This window comes from Klebsiella planticola ATCC 33531 (genome assembly GCF_000735435.1).
In the GTDB taxonomy this organism is placed as follows: Bacteria; Pseudomonadota; Gammaproteobacteria; order Enterobacterales; family Enterobacteriaceae; genus Klebsiella; species Klebsiella planticola.
Map to the genome: position 1 here is coordinate 31,079 of NZ_JMPP01000007.1, position 19,599 is coordinate 50,677.

Annotated in this window: 21 protein-coding genes; 13 read left to right on the forward strand and 8 right to left on the reverse strand. The window is 56.4% G+C overall.

Annotation, left to right across the window (positions count from 1 at the left end; genetic code table 11):
- Positions 1–47: 47 nt before the first annotated feature.
- From frdA to GRPL_RS22915, 5 genes are all read left to right on the forward strand, one after another.
- Positions 48–1,838 carry a fumarate reductase (quinol) flavoprotein subunit gene (gene frdA / locus GRPL_RS22935; protein WP_032689848.1) on the forward strand — a complete coding sequence of 597 codons (1,791 nt, stop codon included), beginning with the start codon at positions 48–50 and terminating at the stop codon, positions 1,836–1,838.
- On the forward strand, positions 1,831–2,565 hold the full coding sequence (frdB, locus tag GRPL_RS22930) for a fumarate reductase iron-sulfur protein (protein WP_032689849.1): 735 nt from the start codon (positions 1,831–1,833) through the stop codon (positions 2,563–2,565). Before frdA ends, frdB begins: the two co-directional genes overlap by 8 nt.
- Before the next feature lie 10 nt (positions 2,566–2,575).
- Positions 2,576–2,971: a fumarate reductase subunit FrdC gene (frdC, locus tag GRPL_RS22925; protein WP_032689850.1), complete on the forward strand. Its 396-nt coding sequence runs from the start codon at positions 2,576–2,578 to the stop codon at positions 2,969–2,971.
- A gap of 10 nt (positions 2,972–2,981) precedes the next feature.
- Complete coding sequence (gene frdD / locus GRPL_RS22920) at positions 2,982–3,341, forward strand: fumarate reductase subunit FrdD (protein WP_032689851.1); 360 nt, start codon at positions 2,982–2,984, stop codon at positions 3,339–3,341.
- Positions 3,342–3,453: 112 nt separating this feature from the next.
- Entirely contained in the window at positions 3,454–3,984 is a 531-nt protein-coding gene (locus tag GRPL_RS22915) for a lipocalin family protein (protein WP_032689853.1), read from the forward strand.
- Here the strand turns inward: GRPL_RS22915 and sugE are convergent, their stop codons facing one another.
- From sugE to efp, 4 genes are all read right to left on the reverse strand, one after another.
- Positions 3,985–4,302, reverse strand: a complete 318-nt coding sequence (sugE, locus tag GRPL_RS22910; RefSeq protein WP_032689854.1) for a quaternary ammonium compound efflux SMR transporter SugE — start codon at positions 4,300–4,302, stop codon at positions 3,985–3,987. It abuts the gene before it with no gap.
- A 140-nt stretch (positions 4,303–4,442) separates the two neighbouring features.
- Positions 4,443–4,589, reverse strand: coding sequence for a lipoprotein toxin entericidin B (gene ecnB / locus GRPL_RS22905; RefSeq protein WP_004097935.1), 147 nt, complete (start codon positions 4,587–4,589; stop codon positions 4,443–4,445).
- 173 nt (positions 4,590–4,762) lie between these two features.
- The gene (locus GRPL_RS22900; protein ID WP_032689855.1) at positions 4,763–4,894 is read right to left on the reverse strand and encodes an entericidin A/B family lipoprotein; all 132 of its coding nucleotides are present in this window, start codon (positions 4,892–4,894) and stop codon (positions 4,763–4,765) included.
- Positions 4,895–4,997: 103 nt separating this feature from the next.
- A complete protein-coding gene (efp, locus tag GRPL_RS22895) occupies positions 4,998–5,564 on the reverse strand; it encodes an elongation factor P (RefSeq protein WP_004856970.1) in 567 nt (188 codons plus the stop codon).
- Positions 5,565–5,604: 40 nt separating this feature from the next.
- On the opposite strand from efp, the gene epmB reads away from it, so the two are divergent.
- Positions 5,605–6,636 (forward strand): EF-P beta-lysylation protein EpmB, encoded by a 1,032-nt coding sequence (epmB, locus tag GRPL_RS22890; RefSeq protein WP_004856965.1) that lies wholly within the window; start codon positions 5,605–5,607, stop codon positions 6,634–6,636.
- 107 nt (positions 6,637–6,743) lie between these two features.
- Here epmB and GRPL_RS22885 read toward each other — a convergent pair whose 3' ends face one another.
- From GRPL_RS22885 to GRPL_RS22875, 3 genes are all read right to left on the reverse strand, one after another.
- A complete protein-coding gene (locus GRPL_RS22885) occupies positions 6,744–7,097 on the reverse strand; it encodes a DUF4156 domain-containing protein (protein WP_004856962.1) in 354 nt (117 codons plus the stop codon).
- A 133-nt stretch (positions 7,098–7,230) separates the two neighbouring features.
- Entirely contained in the window at positions 7,231–8,877 is a 1,647-nt protein-coding gene (gene groL / locus GRPL_RS22880) for a chaperonin GroEL (protein WP_004856960.1), read from the reverse strand.
- Positions 8,878–8,916: 39 nt separating this feature from the next.
- A complete protein-coding gene (locus GRPL_RS22875; RefSeq protein ID WP_003855929.1) occupies positions 8,917–9,210 on the reverse strand; it encodes a co-chaperone GroES in 294 nt (97 codons plus the stop codon).
- Positions 9,211–9,440: 230 nt separating this feature from the next.
- Here GRPL_RS22875 and yjeH point away from each other — a divergent pair, with 230 nt between their 5' ends.
- On the forward strand, positions 9,441–10,697 hold the full coding sequence (gene yjeH, locus GRPL_RS22870) for an L-methionine/branched-chain amino acid transporter (RefSeq protein ID WP_032698341.1): 1,257 nt from the start codon (positions 9,441–9,443) through the stop codon (positions 10,695–10,697).
- A 96-nt stretch (positions 10,698–10,793) separates the two neighbouring features.
- Here yjeH and GRPL_RS22865 read toward each other — a convergent pair whose 3' ends face one another.
- On the reverse strand, positions 10,794–11,264 hold the full coding sequence (locus GRPL_RS22865; RefSeq protein WP_032689856.1) for an FxsA family protein: 471 nt from the start codon (positions 11,262–11,264) through the stop codon (positions 10,794–10,796).
- 338 nt (positions 11,265–11,602) lie between these two features.
- Between GRPL_RS22865 and aspA the strand changes: the two genes are divergently transcribed.
- The 6 genes from aspA to GRPL_RS22835 all read left to right on the forward strand — a co-directional run bounded on the left by aspA (position 11,603) and on the right by GRPL_RS22835 (position 19,535).
- Entirely contained in the window at positions 11,603–13,039 is a 1,437-nt protein-coding gene (gene aspA, locus GRPL_RS22860; protein ID WP_032689857.1) for an aspartate ammonia-lyase, read from the forward strand.
- 117 nt (positions 13,040–13,156) lie between these two features.
- Positions 13,157–14,458, forward strand: a complete 1,302-nt coding sequence (locus GRPL_RS22855; RefSeq protein ID WP_004856943.1) for an anaerobic C4-dicarboxylate transporter — start codon at positions 13,157–13,159, stop codon at positions 14,456–14,458.
- 93 nt (positions 14,459–14,551) lie between these two features.
- Entirely contained in the window at positions 14,552–14,875 is a 324-nt protein-coding gene (gene cutA, locus GRPL_RS22850; RefSeq protein ID WP_004856939.1) for a divalent cation tolerance protein CutA, read from the forward strand.
- Positions 14,851–16,653 (forward strand): protein-disulfide reductase DsbD, encoded by a 1,803-nt coding sequence (locus GRPL_RS22845; RefSeq protein ID WP_032698343.1) that lies wholly within the window; start codon positions 14,851–14,853, stop codon positions 16,651–16,653. Before cutA ends, GRPL_RS22845 begins: the two co-directional genes overlap by 25 nt.
- A gap of 35 nt (positions 16,654–16,688) precedes the next feature.
- Positions 16,689–17,264, forward strand: a complete 576-nt coding sequence (locus tag GRPL_RS22840) for a transcriptional regulator (protein ID WP_015585335.1) — start codon at positions 16,689–16,691, stop codon at positions 17,262–17,264.
- A gap of 183 nt (positions 17,265–17,447) precedes the next feature.
- Positions 17,448–19,535, forward strand: a complete 2,088-nt coding sequence (locus GRPL_RS22835) for a DUF1176 domain-containing protein (protein ID WP_032698344.1) — start codon at positions 17,448–17,450, stop codon at positions 19,533–19,535.
- Positions 19,536–19,599: the final 64 nt, after the last annotated feature.

The following is a 19,599-nucleotide window of genomic DNA, read 5'->3' on the forward strand; positions in this document are numbered from 1 at the left end:
TTTTTCGCCAGTCCGGCGGCGAAATACACAAAAACTGGAGGAATGTCGTGCAAACTTTTCAAGCCGATCTTGCTGTTATTGGCGCTGGCGGAGCTGGTCTTCGCGCCGCTATTGCCGCGGCGCAGGCAAATCCACATGCCAAAATCGCACTGATTTCAAAAGTCTATCCCATGCGCAGCCATACCGTTGCGGCCGAGGGAGGTTCTGCTGCCGTTGCACAGGATCATGACAGCTTTGAGTACCATTTTCACGACACTGTCGCCGGTGGCGACTGGCTCTGTGAACAGGATGTCGTCGATTACTTTGTCCACCACTGCCCGGAGGAGATGACCCAGCTTGAGCAGTGGGGATGTCCGTGGAGCCGCCGTCCGGACGGTAGCGTCAACGTGCGCCGCTTCGGGGGGATGAAAATCGAACGCACGTGGTTTGCCGCCGATAAGACCGGCTTCCATATGTTGCATACCCTGTTCCAGACCTCCCTCCAGTTCCCCCAAATCCAACGCTTCGATGAACATTTCGTCCTCGACATTCTGGTCGACGATGGTCAGGCCCGTGGCCTGGTGGCGATGAATATGATGGAAGGTTCGCTGGTGCAAATCCGCGCAAATGCGGTGGTTATGGCGACCGGCGGCGCGGGACGTGTCTATCGCTATAACACCAACGGCGGCATCGTCACCGGTGACGGTATGGGCATGGCGCTGAGCCATGGCGTACCGCTGCGCGATATGGAGTTTGTCCAGTATCACCCAACCGGTCTGCCCGGCTCCGGCATTCTGATGACCGAAGGCTGTCGCGGCGAAGGCGGTATTCTGGTCAACAAAAATGGCTACCGCTACCTGCAGGATTACGGCATGGGTCCGGAAACCCCGCTGGGTGAGCCTAAAAACAAATATATGGAGCTCGGCCCGCGCGACAAAGTCTCCCAGGCCTTCTGGCACGAATGGCGTAAAGGCAACACCATCCCGACGCCGCGTGGCGACGTGGTCTATCTCGACCTGCGTCATCTCGGTGAGAAAAAGCTGCTCGAACGCCTGCCGTTTATCTGCGAGCTGGCCAAAGCCTATGTCGGCGTTGACCCGGTGAAAGAGCCGATTCCGGTCCGTCCGACCGCACACTACACCATGGGCGGCATTGAAACCGACCAGCAGTGTGAAACGCGGATTAAAGGCCTGTTCGCGGTTGGCGAATGTTCTTCCGTCGGTCTGCATGGCGCCAACCGCCTCGGCTCCAACTCGCTGGCAGAACTGGTGGTATTTGGCCGCCTCGCCGGTGAACAGGCGATGACGCGCGCTGCACAAGCCGGTGAAATGAACGTTGCGGCGCTGGACGCGCAGGCTGCCGATGTAGAAAAACGTCTGAAAGATCTCGTCAATCAGGAAGGTAACGAGAACTGGGCGAAAATTCGCGATGAAATGGGGCTGTCGATGGAAGAAGGCTGCGGTATCTATCGCACGCCGGAGCTGATGCAGAAAACCATCGATAAGCTGGCGGAGCTGCAGGAGCGCTTTAAGCGCGTGCGCATTACCGACAACTCCAGCGTCTTCAACACCGACCTGCTCTACACCATCGAACTGGGCCATGGCCTGAACGTTGCCGAATGTATGGCGCACTCCGCTATTGCACGTAAAGAGTCACGCGGCGCGCACCAGCGTCTGGATGAAGGCTGCACCGAACGAGATGATGTCAATTTCCTCAAACATACGCTGGCTTTCCGCGATGCGGATGGCACCACGCGCCTGGAGTACGGCGAGGTGAAAATCACCTCTCTGCCGCCGGCGAAACGCGTATATGGCGCAGAAGCGGAAGCAGCCGAGAAGAAGGAGACGGCAAATGGCTGAGATGAAAAACCTCAAAATTGAAGTGGTGCGCTACAACCCGGAAGTGGACACCGCCCCGCACAGCGCGTTCTATGAAGTGCCTTATGATGAACAAACCTCGCTGCTCGACGCGCTGGGTTATATCAAAGATAACCTTGCGCCGGACCTCAGCTATCGCTGGTCCTGCCGCATGGCGATCTGCGGTTCCTGTGGGATGATGGTCAATAAAGTGCCGAAACTGGCCTGTAAAACCTTCCTGCGCGAATACACCAAGGGCATTAAGGTTGAGGCGCTGGCCAACTTCCCGATTGAACGCGATCTGGTGGTCGATATGACCCACTTTATCGAGAGTCTGGAGGCCATTAAGCCCTATATCATTGGTAATCCGCGCACACCGGATCAGGGGCCAAACAAGCAAACCCCGGCGCAGATGGCCAAATACCATCAGTTCTCCGGCTGTATCAACTGCGGCCTGTGCTACGCCGCCTGCCCGCAGTTTGGTCTTAACCCGGAGTTTATCGGCCCGGCGGCCATCACCCTCGCCCATCGCTACAACGAAGACAGTCGCGACCACGGCAAGAAGGAGCGCATGGCGCAGCTTAACGGTCAGAACGGCGTCTGGACCTGTACCTTCGTGGGCTATTGCTCGGAAGTCTGTCCGAAGCATGTCGATCCGGCAGCCGCCATTCAGCAGGGCAAGGTAGAAAGCTCGAAAGACTTTCTTATCGCGACCCTGAAACCACGCTAAGGAGTGCATGATGACGACTAAACGCAAACCCTACGTGCGGCCGATGACGTCCACCTGGTGGAAAAAACTGCCGTTTTATCGCTTCTATATGGTGCGTGAAGGAACCGCAGTGCCAACGGTATGGTTCAGTATCGTGCTGATTTACGGTCTGTTTGCCCTGAAGCATGGCGCAGAAAGCTGGGCTGGCTATGTCGGCTTCCTGCAAAACCCGGTGGTGGTGGTCCTGAACCTGATCACTCTGGGTGCCGCGCTGCTGCACACAAAAACCTGGTTTGAGCTGGCGCCGAAAGCCGCCAATATCATTATTAAGGGTGAAAAAATGGGGCCAGAGCCGGTGATTAAAGGGCTTTGGGTGGTGACCGCGCTGGTGACCGTGGTGATCCTGTTTGTTGCCCTGTTCTGGTAAGGAGGCTGTAATGATCAATCCCAACCCGAAACGTTCCGATGAACCGGTATTCTGGGGGCTGTTTGGCGCAGGCGGTATGTGGGGCGCGATTGTCGCGCCGGTCATGGTGCTGCTGGTCGGTATTCTGCTGCCGTTAGGCCTGGCGCCGGGCGATGCATTCAGCTACGAGCGCGTGCTGGGCTTTGCCCAGAGCTTTGTGGGCCGCGCCTTTATCTTCCTGATGATCGTCCTGCCGCTGTGGTGCGGGCTACACCGTATCCATCACGCCATGCACGACCTGAAAATTCACGTTCCGAATGGTAAGTGGGTCTTCTACGGCCTGGCCGCGATCCTGAGCGTTGTGACGCTGATTGGCGTGTTATTCATTTAACCTCCCTGCAGCCCGGTAGCATTCTGTTATCGGGCTCTCTTTTGCAGAAAATATCCCCGCTTTTCTCCAGATAGAATCTACACTTAGCTAAAAAGCCAGCAAGGAAAATGCTATGCGTGTGCTGCCCATTATTGCGGTTGTTGCCGCCTCGTTTCTGGTTGTTGCCTGTAGCACGCCAACGCCGCCACAAGGCGTAACGGTGGTCAGTCCATTTGATACCCAGCGCTATCTCGGCACCTGGTATGAAATAGCCCGCTTTGACCATCAGTTTGAAAGTGGCCTTGAAAAAGTGACCGCCACCTACAGCCTACGCGATGATGGCGGACTGGACGTGGTGAACAAAGGCTATAACCCCGATCGGGGCATGTGGCAGAAAACCGATGGCGTGGCCTACTTCACCGGCCAGCCGACCCGTGCCGCGCTGAAAGTCTCCTTTTTCGGCCCTTTCTACGGCGGCTACAACGTGATCGCCCTGGATAAAGATTATCGCTACGCGCTGGTCTGCGGGCCAGACCGCGATTATCTGTGGCTGCTGGCCCGCTCGCCAAAGGTCTCACCGGAAGTGAAACAACAGATGCTGGACATCGCCACCCGACAGGGCTTCGACGTCAGCAAACTTATCTGGGTTAACCAGCGCTATTAGTCAGTGCGCGCTGATTTTCAGCCCGATAATACCGACAACGATACACGCCAGGCTGGCAATACGCATGGCGCTGGCGGACTCGCCCAGCAGGACGATCCCGGTGATCGCCGCGCCTACTGCGCCAATTCCCGTCCAGACCGCATAGGCGGTACCGACGGGCAGCGTTTTCATCGCCCATGACAGTAGCGCCATGCTGAGCACCATAGCCACAATCGTGATCACGCTTGGCAGCAGGCGACTAAAACCGTGGGTGTATTTCAGACCAACCGCCCAGACCACTTCCAGCAGACCGGCGATAAATAAAACGAACCAGGACACAGAACCCCCTTGATGGGGCCGTCCCCGAATGCGATACGCTTACAGGTCGTCCCGTAAGGTGTGGATGAAAGCACAGAGATTATAACCGGCAGAACGTACGATGGAAAGAACGGTACGGCCAGTCACCGTACCGTCAGGGTCTATTGCTGAGCTTTTGTCGCAGCCCCAGAAATGGCACTGCCGCCTTCTGAAATATCCTGACCCACACCACGTGTTGTATTACATGCGGTCAGCACAGAAGAGAGGGCCAAAACCGTAAAGAACGCTGCAATTGCTTTTTTCACCATAATATCATCCTTATTACCAGTTTTAGTTATCGTGCCCTATAAGCATAGACAACCTGACCCAGGATGGCGGAATCTCAGCGTTTTTTAAGAGAAAAGGAGTGAATTAGCGGAAGGTGTAAGCGAAACGGTACAGCGAAGCGGTGATCAAAGCAAAAGATCGGGCCAAAAGGCGCTTAGCTGACCGCACGCGAAATCGCATGCCCCAGCCCCTGGATGTCTTCGCCAACGCCGCGGGCGGTATTGCATCCGGTAAGCAATATTGCGCTCAGAGAGAGCACCAGCAGAAGTTTTATCGCGTTGTTCATCTTCCCTGCCTGCGGTTAATGAGCTGCTGTTTCCTTAACGGCTATTCTCTTGAGGGCTATAGCAGGCGCAGCGCGCTGCTGCGCCAACCCTCTATGGCATGAATTACTTCACGCGGGATACGTATTCGCCAGAGCGAGTATCCACTTTGATGACTTCGCCAATCTGAACGAACAGCGGTACTTTAACCACTGCGCCAGTAGACAGCGTCGCCGGTTTACCGCCGGTACCTGCGGTATCACCTTTCAGGCCTGGATCGGTTTCCACGATTTCCAGCTCAACGAAGTTCGGCGGGGTGACGGAGATAGGCTGACCGTTCCACAGGGTCACGATGCACTCAGCCTGATCCAGCAGCCATTTTGCGTTATCGCCTACGGCTTTCGCATCGGCAGCCAGCTGCTCGAAAGTGGAGTTGTTCATGAAGTGATAGAACTCACCGTCGTTGTACAGGTAAGTCAGGTTCATATCAACAACGTCTGCGCCTTCGGCGGAATCGGTAGATTTGAAGGTTTTCTCTACGCGAGTCCCGGTCAGCAGACGGCGCAGCTTAACGCGGGCAAAAGCCTGGCCTTTGCCTGGTTTTACGAATTCACTGGCTTCAACGGCATAAGGTTCGCCGTCCATCATGATTTTAAGACCGGCACGAAAATCGTTGCTATAGTAAGTCGCCATAAGGCCCTCTAAATTTGTTAATTGGTAGCTAAGCCACAAAATGGCGCATATTGTAACCCTAAATACCCCATCCAGAGAAGATTGGTTAACGCAACTTGCAGATGTTGTGACCAGTCCCGATGAACTGTTGCATCTTTTAAATGTAGACGCTGATGCGAACCTGCTGGCGGGACGCGAGGCAAAACGCCTCTTCGCCCTGCGCGTGCCGCGGGCATTTATCGCCCGTATGGAGCCGGGAAATCCCAACGATCCCCTGCTTCGTCAGGTACTTACCTCACAAGATGAGTTTATTTCAGCGCCGGGTTTTTCCACCGATCCGCTGGAGGAACAGCACAGCGTGGTACCCGGTCTGCTGCATAAATACCGCAACCGGGCGCTGCTGCTGGTCAAGGGCGGCTGCGCGGTAAATTGCCGCTATTGTTTCCGCAGACACTTCCCTTATGCCGAAAATCAAGGCAATAAGCGTAACTGGCAGGCGGCGCTGGAGTACATTGCCGCGCACCCGCAGCTCGATGAGATTATTTTTTCCGGCGGCGACCCGCTGATGGCGAAAGATCATGAGCTGGACTGGCTGCTCACTCAGCTGGAAGCGATCCCGCACATTAAGCGTCTGCGCATTCACAGCCGCCTGCCCGTCGTCATCCCGGCGCGGATTACCGATGCGCTGGCCGCACGCTTTGCCAGCTCATCGCTGCAGGTGCTGCTGGTCAATCATATCAACCACGCCAATGAGATTGATGCCGATTTCCGCGCTGCGATGGCGCGCTTGCGTCAAGCCGGTGTCACGCTGCTGAATCAAAGCGTTCTGCTGCGCGGCGTCAACGACAATGCGCACACGCTGGCCGCTCTGAGCAATGCCCTGTTCGATGCCGGCGTCATGCCTTATTACCTGCACGTGCTGGATAAAGTCCAGGGCGCGGCCCATTTTATGGTCGAAGATGAAGAGGCCCGCGCCATCATGCGTGAGCTGCTGACGCTGGTTTCAGGGTATATGGTGCCAAGACTGGCGCGGGAAATCGGCGGTGAGCCAAGTAAGACACCGCTGGATTTGGGCTTAAAACAACATTCGTGAAAAGGTCTGCCGGGGAAAAGCTGGCAGACCGCCGATTCACAGACTGACTGAACGCGTGGAGATCGCCCGGGCCCTCTGACCATCGACGGCAGAGGCCCGGAATCAAATCAGTTCGGGCACTTATAGACCTGGCCGTTCATTTCGCTATCGGTTGGCACAAAGCTCGACAGCAGATTCTGCGTCGGGCTGCTCACGCCATAAATCACGTTGCCGCCCATCGCCGCAGCCTGGTTGCGCAGCGCGTTAGCTGCGCCACGCATGGAGCCGCCTTCATCACCGTTCTGCCCGGACAGCCAGTTGCTCTGCTTGCCCGTCGCGGTCCCCAACAGCTGGCAATCCGCACCCGGCTTATCTTCAACAAAGCGTACGCTCTGTCCGCCTGAGCTCAGTTCGTTGCTGGAACTGCAACCCGCTAACAATAATGCTGCGCCGACAATCCCTGCTAAATATCTTACCTGCATGTTATTCCCCATGATCAATGAGCTGGACGCGCTGGCCCGGATGTACACCTTATACTAAAAAGATGAGAAAAAGAAAAACCCCCGAGCATTTCTGCCCGGGGGTTTCTTTGTTTCTAAGGGGTATAGCGCACGATTACATCATGCCGCCCATACCGCCCATGCCACCCATGCCGCCAGCAGCGCCTAAATCGGCTGCGTCGCTTTTCGGCAGGTCGGTCACCATGCACTCGGTGGTGATCATCAGACCAGCAACGGATGCAGCGTACTGCAGAGCAGAACGCGTCACTTTAGTCGGGTCCAGGATACCGAAGTCGATCATGTTGCCGTATTCTTCAGTTGCCGCGTTATAACCGTAGTTGCCTTCACCCGCTTTCACGTTGTTAGCAACAACAGACGGCTCTTCGCCGGCGTTAGACACGATCTGACGCAGCGGAGCTTCCATTGCGCGCAGCGCAACTTTGATACCGACGTTCTGATCTTCGTTCTGAGCGGTCAGGCCAGCCAGTTTAGCGGCAACGCGCACCAGCGCAACGCCACCACCGGCAACAACACCTTCTTCTACCGCAGCACGGGTTGCGTGCAGAGCATCGTCAACGCGCGCTTTTTTCTCTTTCATTTCAACTTCGGTCGCTGCACCGACTTTGATTACCGCAACGCCGCCAGCCAGTTTCGCTACGCGCTCCTGCAGTTTTTCACGGTCGTAGTCAGAGGTCGCTTCTTCGATCTGCTTACGGATCTGAGCAACGCGGCCCTGAATTGCGCCTTCTTCACCCACGCCATCGATGATGGTGGTGGTGTCTTTGTTGATCACAACGCGTTTCGCCTGACCCAGGTCTTCCAGCGTCGCTTTTTCCAGCTCCATACCAATCTCTTCAGAGATGACGGTACCGCCAGTCAGGGTAGCGATGTCCTGCAGCATAGCTTTACGACGGTCGCCGAAGCCCGGTGCTTTAACAGCAGCGACTTTCACGATACCGCGCATGGTGTTGACCACCAGAGTGGCCAGCGCTTCGCCTTCAACGTCTTCAGCGATGATAACCAGCGGTTTGCCTGCTTTCGCAACGGCTTCCAGAACCGGCAGCATTTCGCGGATGTTGGAGACTTTTTTGTCAGCCAGCAGGATGAACGGGCTTTCCAGTTCAACAGCGCCAGTTTCCGGCTTGTTGATGAAGTACGGGGAGAGGTAGCCACGGTCGAACTGCATACCTTCAACAACGTCCAGTTCGTCTTCCAGACCGGTACCGTCTTCAACGGTGATAACGCCTTCTTTACCGACTTTGTCCATCGCTTCCGCGATCAGTTTACCTACGGTTTCATCGGAGTTAGCGGAGATGGTACCAACCTGAGCGATAGCTTTAGAGTCGGAGCACGGTACGGAGAGCGTTTTCAGTTCTTCAACGGCAGCCACGACAGCTTTGTCGATACCGCGTTTCAGATCCATCGGGTTCATGCCAGCAGCAACGGCTTTCAGGCCTTCTGCGATGATAGCCTGAGCCAGTACGGTTGCGGTGGTGGTACCGTCACCTGCAGCGTCGTTCGCTTTAGAGGCAACTTCTTTCACCATCTGCGCGCCCATGTTTTCGAACTTGTCTTCCAGCTCGATTTCACGCGCTACGGAAACACCATCTTTGGTGATGGTCGGTGCACCGAAAGATTTATCCAGAACCACGTTACGGCCTTTCGGGCCCAGGGTCACTTTCACTGCATCTGCCAGTACGTTCACGCCGCGCAGCATTTTTACACGAGCGTCGTTACCGAATTTTACGTCTTTAGCTGCCATTTTTTCTATTCCTCAAATTCGTTCAGTTTCGCGCGCGAATTACGCTTCAACAATTGCCAGAATGTCGCTTTCAGACATGATCAGCACTTCTTCATTGTCGATTTTTTCAGATTTCACACCGTAGCCGTCGTTGAAAATAACGATGTCGCCAACTTTAACGTCCAGCGGCTGCACAGTTCCGTTTTCCAGGATGCGGCCCTTACCGACAGCGATGATTTCGCCACGAGTTGATTTGGCTGCCGCAGAACCGGTCAGAACGATGCCGCCTGCAGATTTGGTTTCAACTTCTTTACGTTTGACGATCACACGATCATGTAACGGACGAATACTCATTGATAGCTCTCCTTTGAGAAAGTCATTATCAGTTATGGGTGACACCGGCCCGTATACGGTTTTCCGGCTAGTGCCTGAGAGATGGGGGTGGGTTTTCGCGCTTCAAGGGGGAAAGTTAAAAAAAAATTTTTCCTCGTGCGCTGACGCACAGAAACAGATGCCGGTTTGCCATCGTCATAAGCAAAAACGATTGTGATACCATCGATCTTTTGTCAGGGCAGGATGGCATCATGAGTGGTTTAAAACAGGAGTTAGGTCTGGCTCAGGGAGTGGGGCTGCTTTCTACGTCGCTACTCGGCACCGGCGTCTTTGCCGTTCCCGCTCTTGCCGCACTGGTGGCGGGAGATAACAGCCTGTGGGCCTGGCCCGCGCTCATTTTACTGGTCTTCCCGATCGCTATCGTCTTTGCCGTCCTTGGCCGTCACTTCCCCAGCGCGGGCGGCGTGGCACACTTCGTCAATATGGCATTTGGTTCCCATATGGAACGCGTCACCGGCTGGCTGTTCCTGTCGGTCATTCCGGTTGGGCTACCGGCGGCGCTGCATATCGCCACCGGCTTCGGCCAGGCGCTGTTTGGCTGGCACGACAGCCAGCTGCTGCTCGCGGAGCTGGGGACGCTGGCCATCATCTGGTGGCTCGGGTCGCGGGGCGCAAGCTCCAGCGCGAATCTACAAACGCTGGTAGCGGTTCTGATCGTCGCGCTGATCGTCGCTATCTGGTGGCGCGGCGGGATTAGCCCGGCGCAAATCCCCTTTCCGGCGCCGGCGGATATCGATCGCTCCCGCCTTTTTGCCGCCCTGTCGGTGATGTTCTGGTGTTTCGTCGGCCTTGAAGCCTTCGCCCATCTGGCATCGGAATTTAAACGCCCGGAGCGCGATTTCCCCCGTGCACTCATGATCGGCCTGCTGCTGGCGGGCTCCGTTTACTGGGCCTGTACCGTACTGGTCCTGCATTTTCACGCCTTCGGCAGCGATATGGCCGCCGCCGCATCGCTGCCCAATATCGTGGTGCGCCTGTTTGGCGTGCAGGCACTGTGGATCGCCTGCGTCATTGGCTATCTCGCCTGCTTCGCCAGCCTCAATATCTATATCCAGAGTTTTGCCCGTCTGGTCTGGTCGCAGGCGCAGTACAAGCCAGAAAGCTATCTCGCCCGCCTCTCGCCGCAGCAAATCCCACGTAATGCGCTCAACGTGGTGCTGGGCTGCTGTGTCATCAGCACGCTCGCCATCTACTGGCTGGATATCAACCTCGATGCGCTGATCGTCTATGCCAACGGCATCTTTATTATGATTTATCTGCTGTGCATGCTGGCGGGCTGCCGGTTACTGCGGGGGCGCTATCGGGTTCTGGCGTTCATCGGGAGCCTGCTCTGCCTGTTGTTACTGGCGATGGTCGGCTGGAAAAGCCTGTACGCTCTGCTGGTGATGACGGCGCTGTGGCTGTGGCTACCAAAGCGCCGTCCGGCGGCGCTTCCCCACCATCATTGAGAATGAAACAGCCCATAAAAAAGCCGGATAGCGCAACGCATATCCGGCTCATCAGCTATATCACCGTATCAACCCGGCCTTGCCGGGCCTGAGGGTTTAGCGGTCGTCTTTATGATCCAGACGGTCGCGCTCTTCATCTTTGCGCTGGAACTCCCCGTCAAAGGTCTCACCGCCTCCGGTTCCCGCGCTAAAACCACCGCCGGGCATCCGGCTAAAGCGTAAGTGCGGCATCAGCTTCAGGGTCAGGTGTTTCTGTACCGGCGGCAGCAAAAGCAGCAGGCCGAGGAAATCGGTAAAGAACCCCGGCAGCAAGAGCAGCAGACCGGCGATAATCAGCGAGACGCTTTTAATCATTTCTGCCGCCGGACTTTCACCAGCCGCCATTTTCTGCTGCATCAGCATAAAGTTTTTAAAGCCCTGGTTGCGCACCAGCGACATACCGACCACCGAGCTAAAGATCACCAGAATCAGCGTCAACAGAACGCCAAGCACGTGAGCCACCTGGATAAAGATCGATATCTCAATGTAAACGTATAAAAAAATAGCAATAAACGGAATCCAACGCACTGGCGTCTCCTTCATTAGCGGGGTTCACTATCGGCCCCCGCAGTCATCGGTGTGCTTTTCGCATCACATCAATATTGGGCTCAAACAGCACATTTCAATCGGCAGAAGCGCTTATTTTTTCCAGGAACGGTAAAGCGGTGACTCATTTCACAGATTAATAATTCTTATACCCTTCTCGACATAATAAGTGATCAAGGTTGCTGACATTCGCTATCATCAGCATATGATCGTGGGCACCGGGCCGATTAAGGAAATAATCTTCGGCAAGAAAATGCGCAAAATCCCATAAATTCTGCGTATTTGGTGAATTCATTGGCAGCTTGAAAAAGAAGGTTCACATGTTAAACAACATTCGTATCGAAGAAGACCTGTTGGGTACCAGGGAAGTTCCAGCTGACGCCTACTATGGTGTTCATACTCTGAGAGCGATTGAAAACTTCTACATCAGCAATAGCAAAATCAGCGATATCCCCGAGTTCGTGCGTGGCATGGTGATGGTCAAAAAGGCCGCCGCGATGGCCAACAAGGAACTGCAAACCATTCCTAAAAGCGTCGCGAATACCATTATTGCCGCATGCGATGAAGTTCTGAATAACGGTAAATGCATGGACCAGTTCCCGGTTGATGTGTTCCAGGGCGGCGCAGGGACGTCCGTCAACATGAACACCAATGAAGTGCTGGCCAATATTGGCCTTGAGCTGATGGGCCATCAGAAAGGTGAATATCAGTATCTGAACCCGAACGACCACGTTAACAAATGCCAGTCCACCAACGATGCCTACCCGACCGGTTTCCGTATCGCGGTTTATGCGTCCCTGCTGAAATTAACCGACGCCATCAACCAGCTGGGTGACGGTTTCCAGAATAAAGCCGTCGAATTCCAGGATGTCCTGAAAATGGGTCGTACCCAGCTGCAGGACGCCGTGCCGATGACGCTCGGCCAGGAGTTCCACGCGTTTAATGTTCTGCTGAATGAAGAAATCAAAAGCATTCTGCGCACCGGAGAGCTGCTGCTCGAAGTTAACCTCGGCGCCACCGCCATCGGTACGCGCCTGAATACGCCGGATGGCTACCAGCAGCTGGCGGTACAAAAACTGGCGGAAGTCAGCGGCCTGCCGGTGATTCCGGCGGAAGATCTGATTGAAGCCACCTCCGACTGCGGTGCCTACGTGATGGTACACAGCTCGCTGAAGCGTCTGGCGGTGAAACTGTCCAAAATCTGTAACGACCTGCGCCTGCTCTCTTCCGGCCCGCGCGCGGGTCTGAACGAAATCAACCTGCCGGAGCTGCAGGCGGGTTCCTCGATCATGCCGGCGAAAGTTAACCCGGTCGTCCCGGAAGTGGTCAACCAGGTCTGCTTCAAGGTGATTGGCAACGACACCACGGTGACCATGGCCTCGGAAGCCGGTCAGCTGCAGCTGAACGTGATGGAGCCGGTTATTGGCCAGGCGATGTTTGAATCTATCCACATCCTGACTAACGCCTGCTACAACCTGCTGGAAAAATGCATTAACGGCATCACCGCCAATAAAGCGGTGTGCGAAGGCTATGTGTATAACTCCATCGGTATCGTCACCTACCTCAACCCGTTTATCGGCCACCACAATGGCGATATTGTCGGCAAGATTTGCGCCGAAACCGGCAAGAGCGTAAGGGAGGTTGTCCTGGAGCGTGGATTACTGACCGAAGCGGAGCTGGACGATATTTTCTCTCCACAAAACCTGATGCATCCGGCCTATAAAGCGAAGCGTTATACCGATGAAAGCGAACAGTAAGCTTTCAGGTTAAACTAGCCAAAGGCATGTCAGCAATGACATGCCTTTTTTGCTTTTTTAGGTTTACTAAATCACAACAATTCAATATCAACTTGTTAAAAAACAAGGAAGGCGTATATGTTTGGTGCAGAACTCGTGATTGTCCTGCTGGCGATTTACCTGGGGGCCAGGCTCGGCGGTATCGGCATCGGCTTTGCCGGTGGTCTGGGCGTCCTCGTCCTGACGCTCCTCTTTCAAATCAAACCTGGCGCGATCCCCTTCGACGTCATTGAAATCATCATGGCGGTTATCGCCGCTATTGCCGCCATGCAGGTGGCCGGAGGCATGGATTATCTGGTCAGTCTTGCCGAGCGTATGCTCAGACGCCATCCGAAATACATTACCTTCCTTGCTCCGCTGGTCACCTGGTTTATGACCGTCCTGGCGGGAACGGGTCATACCGCGTTCTCTACCCTGCCGGTGATTACCGAGGTTGCGAAGGAGCAGGGCATTCGCCCGTCCCGCCCGCTGTCTATCGCCGTCGTCGCCTCGCAGATTGCCATTACCGCCTCGCCGATTTCCGCTGCGGTGGTCTTTTTTGCCGGGATCCTCGAACCTCTGGGCGTGAGCTATCTGACGCTGCTGGCCATCTGTATTCCGGTGACGCTGATTGCGGTAATGATCACGGCGGTTGTCTGTAACTTCCTCGGCTGCGAACTGAAAGACGACCCGATTTATCAGGAGCGTCTGGCAAAAGGTGAAGTGAAGCTGCGCGGGAGCCAGGTTTTCGAGCTGAAGCCGCATGCAAAACGTTCGGTGCTGCTGTTTCTGATCGGCATCGTGGCGGTCATGTTCTACGCCACCGCCATCAGCGATACCGTCGGGCTGATTCAGAACCCGGTGCTGCCGCGTAACGAAGCGATCGTAGTGTTCATGCTGACCATCGCCACGCTGATTAGCGTCACCTGCAAAATCGACACCAGCGAAGTGCTCAACGCCAGCACCTTTAAATCCGGGATGAGCGCCTGCGTCTGTGTCCTGGGCGTCGCCTGGCTGGGCGATACCTTCGTCAAAGCGCATATCACCGACATCCAGACCGTAGCCGGCGACCTGCTGCACAACTATCCGTGGCTGCTGGCGGTGGTGCTGTTCTTCGCCGCGACCCTGCTCTACTCCCAGGCCGCGACCACCAAAGCGCTGATGCCGGCTGCGCTGCTGCTTGGCGTCACCCCGCTGACCGCCATCGCCTCGTTTGCTGCCGTCTCCGCGCTGTTCGTGCTGCCGACCTATCCTACGCTGCTGGCGGCGGTCGAAATGGACGACACCGGGTCAACGCGTATCGGCAAGTATGTCTTTAACCATGCGTTCTTGATCCCAGGGGTGATTGCCATCACCCTGTGCGTCATTCTGGGGTTCATCATTGGCGGCATCATGCTGTAAATCTGCTTAAATTCGGGCCAGTTTCTGGCCCGTTTCATTATTCCCCTCATCGTGCGTGCTATAGTGCCTCTTTTCGCTGATACGAGGTTCACGATGACTACGCCTGATGCTGTTGTTGTTCTCTGTACCGCGCCTGATGAAGCCACTGCCCAGGATCTGGCGGCCAAAGTGCTGGCCGAAAAGCTCGCCGCCTGTGCCACGCTCCTGCCTGGAGCGACATCGCTCTACTACTGGGAAGGCAAGCTGGAGCAGGAGTATGAAGTGCAAATGCTGCTGAAAACCGACCGGGCTCACCAGCAGGCGTTACTGGATTGCCTGAAGTCCCATCACCCGTATCAAACCCCCGAATTACTGGTTTTACCCGTCACTCACGGAGACACTGATTACCTCTCATGGCTCAACGCATCATTACGCTGATTCTGCTGCTCTGCAGCACATCCGCTTTCGCCGGCTTATTTGACGCCCCCGGGCGTTCTGACTTTGTTCCCGCAGACCAGGCTTTTGCCTTTGATTTCCAGCAGAGTCAGCGGGACCTCAACCTGACCTGGCAAATCAAAGAGGGTTACTATCTCTACCGCCAGCAGATCAAACTGACGCCGGCGAATGCCACCCTCGCCGCGCCGACGCTGCCGCCCGGCACCTGGCATGAAGATGAGTTTTACGGCAAAAGTGAGATTTACCGCCAGCGGCTGACCATCCCGGTGACGCTGAGCCAGGCGGAAAAAGGGGCAACGCTCACCGTGACATATCAGGGCTGCGCCGACGCGGGCTTTTGCTATCCGCCAGAGACGAAAGTGGTGCCGCTTCGCACGGTACTGGCCGCCTCCGGCAGCGAGTCGGTCCCCGCCCATCCGGCGCTCCCCGCGTCCGGACAACCCAAATTTAATCCGCCGCTGCCGGTGGAAAAGCGTCCTGAGCTGGCCTCGCAACCCGAGCAGCCTGTCCAACAAGAGAAGAGCGACGCCGGCGATAATGCGCCAGCCAGCCTGCCCTTCTCCGCGCTATGGGCGCTGCTGATAGGTATCGGTATCGCCTTCACGCCGTGCGTGCTGCCGATGTATCCGCTGATCTCGGGTATTGTCCTCGGCGGCAAACAGCGGCTCTCTACCGGACGAGCGCTGCTGCTGGCGTTTATCTACGTGCAGGGGATGGCGCTGACCTATACCGCGCTGGGGCTGGTGGTCGCCGCCGCCGGTTTGCAGTTTCAGGCGGCGTTGCAGCATCCGTACGTACTGATTGCCCTGTCTGCGGTCTTTATCCTGCTGGCGCTGTCGATGTTTGGTCTGTTCACGCTGCAGCTGCCCTCATCGCTGCAAACCCGCCTGACGCTGATGAGCAACAAACGCCAGGGTGGTTCACCCGGCGGCGTCTTTGCGATGGGAGCCATTGCCGGGCTGATCTGTTCGCCCTGCACCACCGCGCCGCTGAGCGCCATCCTGCTGTATATTGCCCAGAGCGGCAACCTGTGGCTCGGCGGCGGTACGCTGTATTTGTATGCGTTGGGCATGGGGCTGCCGCTGATCCTCGTCACCGTATTTGGCAACCGTCTGCTGCCGAAGAGCGGCCCGTGGATGAGCCATGTGAAGACCGCGTTCGGGTTTGTGATCCTGGCGCTGCCGGTTTTTTTGCTGGAGCGTATCGTCGGCGAGCCCTGGGGCCTGCGCCTGTGGTCGCTGCTGGGCGTGGCCTTCTTTAGCTGGGCTTTTATTACCGCGCTCGGCGCATCCCGCCCCTGGCTGCGCCTCGTGCAAATCATTCTGCTCGGTGCGGCGCTGGTCAGCGCGCGTCCGCTGCAGGACTGGGCTTTTGGCGATCCGGTAGCCCGGCAGCAGTCACATCTGGCCTTTACGCGGGTCGCTAACATCGCAGAGCTCGACCAGGCGCTGGCGCAGGCAAAGGGTAAACCGGTTATGCTCGACCTGTACGCCGACTGGTGCGTCGCCTGCAAAGAGTTTGAAAAATACACCTTTAGCTCGACCGAAGTACAACAGGCCCTGAAAGAGACCGTTCTGTTGCAGATAGACGTGACCAAGAACAGCGCCGAGGATGTGGCACTGCTGAAACACCTGAAGGTGCTCGGCTTGCCGACCATTCTGTTCTTTAATGCGCAGGGCGAAGAGCAGCCCGCGCAGCGCGTCACCGGCTTTATGGATGCGGCGACATTCAGCGCCCATTTGCACGATTGGCAACCGTGAACGACACTTTAGGAGGAAAAATGGAGGAGAAGACCGTGCAACGTGAAGATGTCCTGGGTGAAGCCATACAAATTCTCGAAATTGAAGGTATTGCCAACACCACGCTGGAAATGGTCGCCGAACGCGTCTCTTACCCGCTCGCTGACCTCAAACGTTTCTGGCCCGATCGTGAAGCGCTGCTGTACGATGCGCTGCGTTACCTCAGTCATCAGGTTGATGCCTGGCGCCGTCAGCTGCTGCTCGATGACACGCTCACGCCGGAGCAAAAGCTGTTGGCGCGCTACGGCGCATTAACCCAATGCGTGAGCAACCATCGCTATCCCGGCTGCCTGTTTATCGCCGCCTGCACCTTTTATCCGGACGCCCAGCACCCTATCCATCAGCTGGCGGAGCAACAAAAGCAGGCGTCTCTGGCCAATACCCACGAACTGCTGACCCAGCTGGAAGTGGACGACCCGGCGATGGTGGCCAAACAGATGGAGCTGATTGTCGAAGGCTGCCTGAGCCGTCTGCTGATAAAACGCAGCCAGGCGGATGTCGATACCGCCCAGCGTCTGGCGGAAGATATTCTGCGTTTTGCCCAATGTCGTGCGGGTGGCGCATTAACCTGATTGTGCCTTTCCCGATGCGAATCCGCATATCTCTCCCCCGCAAGAGGACGCGTCAGGGCAACCGCGTCCCCGCCCTCTGACCGGCCGTAGGTAATTGAGTGCCGTACGGGTTGTCAACAGAGATGCAACTTGGAGTGCGAAGGGTATAATTCCCCCTACATCGATATGTCTACAGGGATTTATATGCGTCCTCTCCTATGGGCTGCCATCATGGGGCTATGCCCTGCATCGCTCCTGGCCGCGCCTGTTCAGGGTTTTTCTTTCGCGCATAAAGACTGGGAAGTCGCCTGCGATAACACCGGCACCTGTCGGGCCGCAGGTTATGGTGTCAACATGGGAGAAATCAGCGTCCTGTTGACCCGTAATGCGGGCGCCGGACAGCGCGTAAGCGCTCAGGTGACCTTCGCTCAGACCGATCATGATATTCCCCAGGACGCCACGGTTAACCTGCTGATCGACAATCAGGATCGCGGTACGCTTGAGGCCAAAGACGACAGCCATTTTCGCTTCGATAGCAGCCAGACCGCCGCCCTGATTCAGGCGCTGGAGCATGACAATCACATCGAGATTGCCCTTAACGGCCAGCGTAAACCGCTCTCCGGCGCGGGCAGCAGTGCGGTGTTTCTGAAGATTGATGAGTTTCAGCAGCGCCTGGGCAGCGCAGATGCGCTGGTGCGAAAAGGCGATGTCGACGATGACAACACGCTCAGCGCCGTTCCGGCTCCGGAAATTATCGCCGCCCCGACGATCCGCAACGCCCAGAGCGAACCGCTGACGGCAAAGCAGCGGCAGAAGCTGCTGCCAGCGCTGACCCCGTTGCTGAACAGCCGCTGTGATGACTGGCAAAATAAAGATATTCCGTCGCAGGAGCGGCAGATCACCGCAACCCCCCTCGATAAAACCCATTCGCTAATCGAGGCCCTGTGCTGGCGTGCCGCCTATAACGACGGCTACGCCATGTGGGTGGTGGAGAATACCCCTCTCGCCAAACCACAGCTGATCACCACCGATGCATCGAGCTATGCCGATGGCGTAATCACCTTTTTCATGAAAGGGCGCGGCATCGCCGACTGCGTCAACGGCGAGGAGCGGGTCTGGGACGGCAGAACCTTCGTGCAGAGTCTGAAATACACGACCGGTATGTGTCGTGAAATCACCCCTGGCGGCACCTGGATGCTGCCCACGTTCGTCAGTCAGGTGCGGCCAAAACAGCAGAAGGACGCCGATAATCTGGCGCTCAAGGCGCTGTATAACGCCGTGCTGAAAGAGCAAAAGAGCGACCCGGAACTGGCGTTGAAGAAGGTTGCCGCGCAGTTCCCGCTCACCGGGCACGTCACGAACTTTACCCTGACCTACGCGGATGACTCTCTGGTATCGACCAACAAACCCGCGGTCGATATCAGCGACGATGAGTGGCAGGCTTTTCTGCACTCCGATATCAGCGCTGACTCAGAAAACGGCAAGGTCAGCTTCACGCTGGTCGATCTTGATAACGACGGTAAGCGCGATTTAATCATCGACAGCTATATCGGCGGGACCGGGCTCTTCAGCTACACCGGCGTGCTGAGGCGGGGGGATAATACGTTTGATACCGTCGATAATAGCGATACCGATGACGACGATGATTTTGACGCTGGCGTACCCGGGGCGCTGTTTTCCCTCAACGGCCGCGGCGCCAATCAGTGGAACCAGTGGGTCAGAATCAACGGCCAGGTGTATGCGCTGTGGTACAACGGCCAGTTCGGCGAAGACAACCTGTATCTGCTGCGCCCCTTCAGCCCGACGGACAGAAGCCCTGCCGTGACGATCCGCTATCGCTACAGGCTGGAGACGCTAAGTTCACCGGAAAAAGGCCAGCCGCTGACGCCGGCGCTGACGGCACAGGAGCGCGACGATTTACTCAAATCGCTGGACCTGATGCAAAGCAACCTGCTGAAAGATAAAAAAGATCACGCGGAAGATGGCCCCATCTGCCCTATCCCGCCCGGTACCTCATCAGAGGAAGCGGATAATTACTACAGCGGCGTCGCCTCTTACTACGTCTATGAAACGGTGGCCTATATCCCCGTCTGGCTCGGTGGAAAATGCTTCATTGGCACCGTTATCAGCCATCATGGCGCCTACCGCCACGGCGTCGATGCGGAAATTATGATCGGCTCGCCGCGAGAAGACGAAGACCTCATTGGCGGCTACTCCGTCTCCGGGTTACGCCGCGTTATCTCTGCCGTCAGCGGCTGGAAAATCCGCGAAGGTGACAACGGGATGATGTGATGAACCCGCAAAAGGTCCCTTTCGCGGCAAAATTGCCGCAAAGTTAAGCAATCAGCAGGGAAAT

Bases quoted from the DNA above. Each gene is read 5' to 3' on its own strand.
- frdB (WP_032689849.1), top strand. From the start codon at position 1,831: ATGGCTGAGATGAAAAACCTCAAAATTGAAGTGGTGCGCTACAACCCG.
- frdC (WP_032689850.1), top strand. From the start codon at position 2,576: ATGACGACTAAACGCAAACCCTACGTGCGGCCGATGACGTCCACCTGG.
- frdD (WP_032689851.1), top strand. From the start codon at position 2,982: ATGATCAATCCCAACCCGAAACGTTCCGATGAACCGGTATTCTGGGGG.
- GRPL_RS22915 (WP_032689853.1), top strand. From the start codon at position 3,454: ATGCGTGTGCTGCCCATTATTGCGGTTGTTGCCGCCTCGTTTCTGGTT.
- ecnB (WP_004097935.1), bottom strand. From the start codon at position 4,589: ATGGTGAAAAAAGCAATTGCAGCGTTCTTTACGGTTTTGGCCCTCTCT.
- GRPL_RS22900 (WP_032689855.1), bottom strand. From the start codon at position 4,894: ATGAACAACGCGATAAAACTTCTGCTGGTGCTCTCTCTGAGCGCAATA.
- efp (WP_004856970.1), bottom strand. From the start codon at position 5,564: ATGGCGACTTACTATAGCAACGATTTTCGTGCCGGTCTTAAAATCATG.
- epmB (WP_004856965.1), top strand. From the start codon at position 5,605: ATGGCGCATATTGTAACCCTAAATACCCCATCCAGAGAAGATTGGTTA.
- GRPL_RS22885 (WP_004856962.1), bottom strand. From the start codon at position 7,097: ATGCAGGTAAGATATTTAGCAGGGATTGTCGGCGCAGCATTATTGTTA.
- groL (WP_004856960.1), bottom strand. From the start codon at position 8,877: ATGGCAGCTAAAGACGTAAAATTCGGTAACGACGCTCGTGTAAAAATG.
- GRPL_RS22875 (WP_003855929.1), bottom strand. From the start codon at position 9,210: ATGAGTATTCGTCCGTTACATGATCGTGTGATCGTCAAACGTAAAGAA.
- yjeH (WP_032698341.1), top strand. From the start codon at position 9,441: ATGAGTGGTTTAAAACAGGAGTTAGGTCTGGCTCAGGGAGTGGGGCTG.
- aspA (WP_032689857.1), top strand. From the start codon at position 11,603: ATGTTAAACAACATTCGTATCGAAGAAGACCTGTTGGGTACCAGGGAA.
- GRPL_RS22855 (WP_004856943.1), top strand. From the start codon at position 13,157: ATGTTTGGTGCAGAACTCGTGATTGTCCTGCTGGCGATTTACCTGGGG.
- cutA (WP_004856939.1), top strand. From the start codon at position 14,552: ATGACTACGCCTGATGCTGTTGTTGTTCTCTGTACCGCGCCTGATGAA.
- GRPL_RS22845 (WP_032698343.1), top strand. From the start codon at position 14,851: ATGGCTCAACGCATCATTACGCTGATTCTGCTGCTCTGCAGCACATCC.
- GRPL_RS22835 (WP_032698344.1), top strand. From the start codon at position 17,448: ATGCGTCCTCTCCTATGGGCTGCCATCATGGGGCTATGCCCTGCATCG.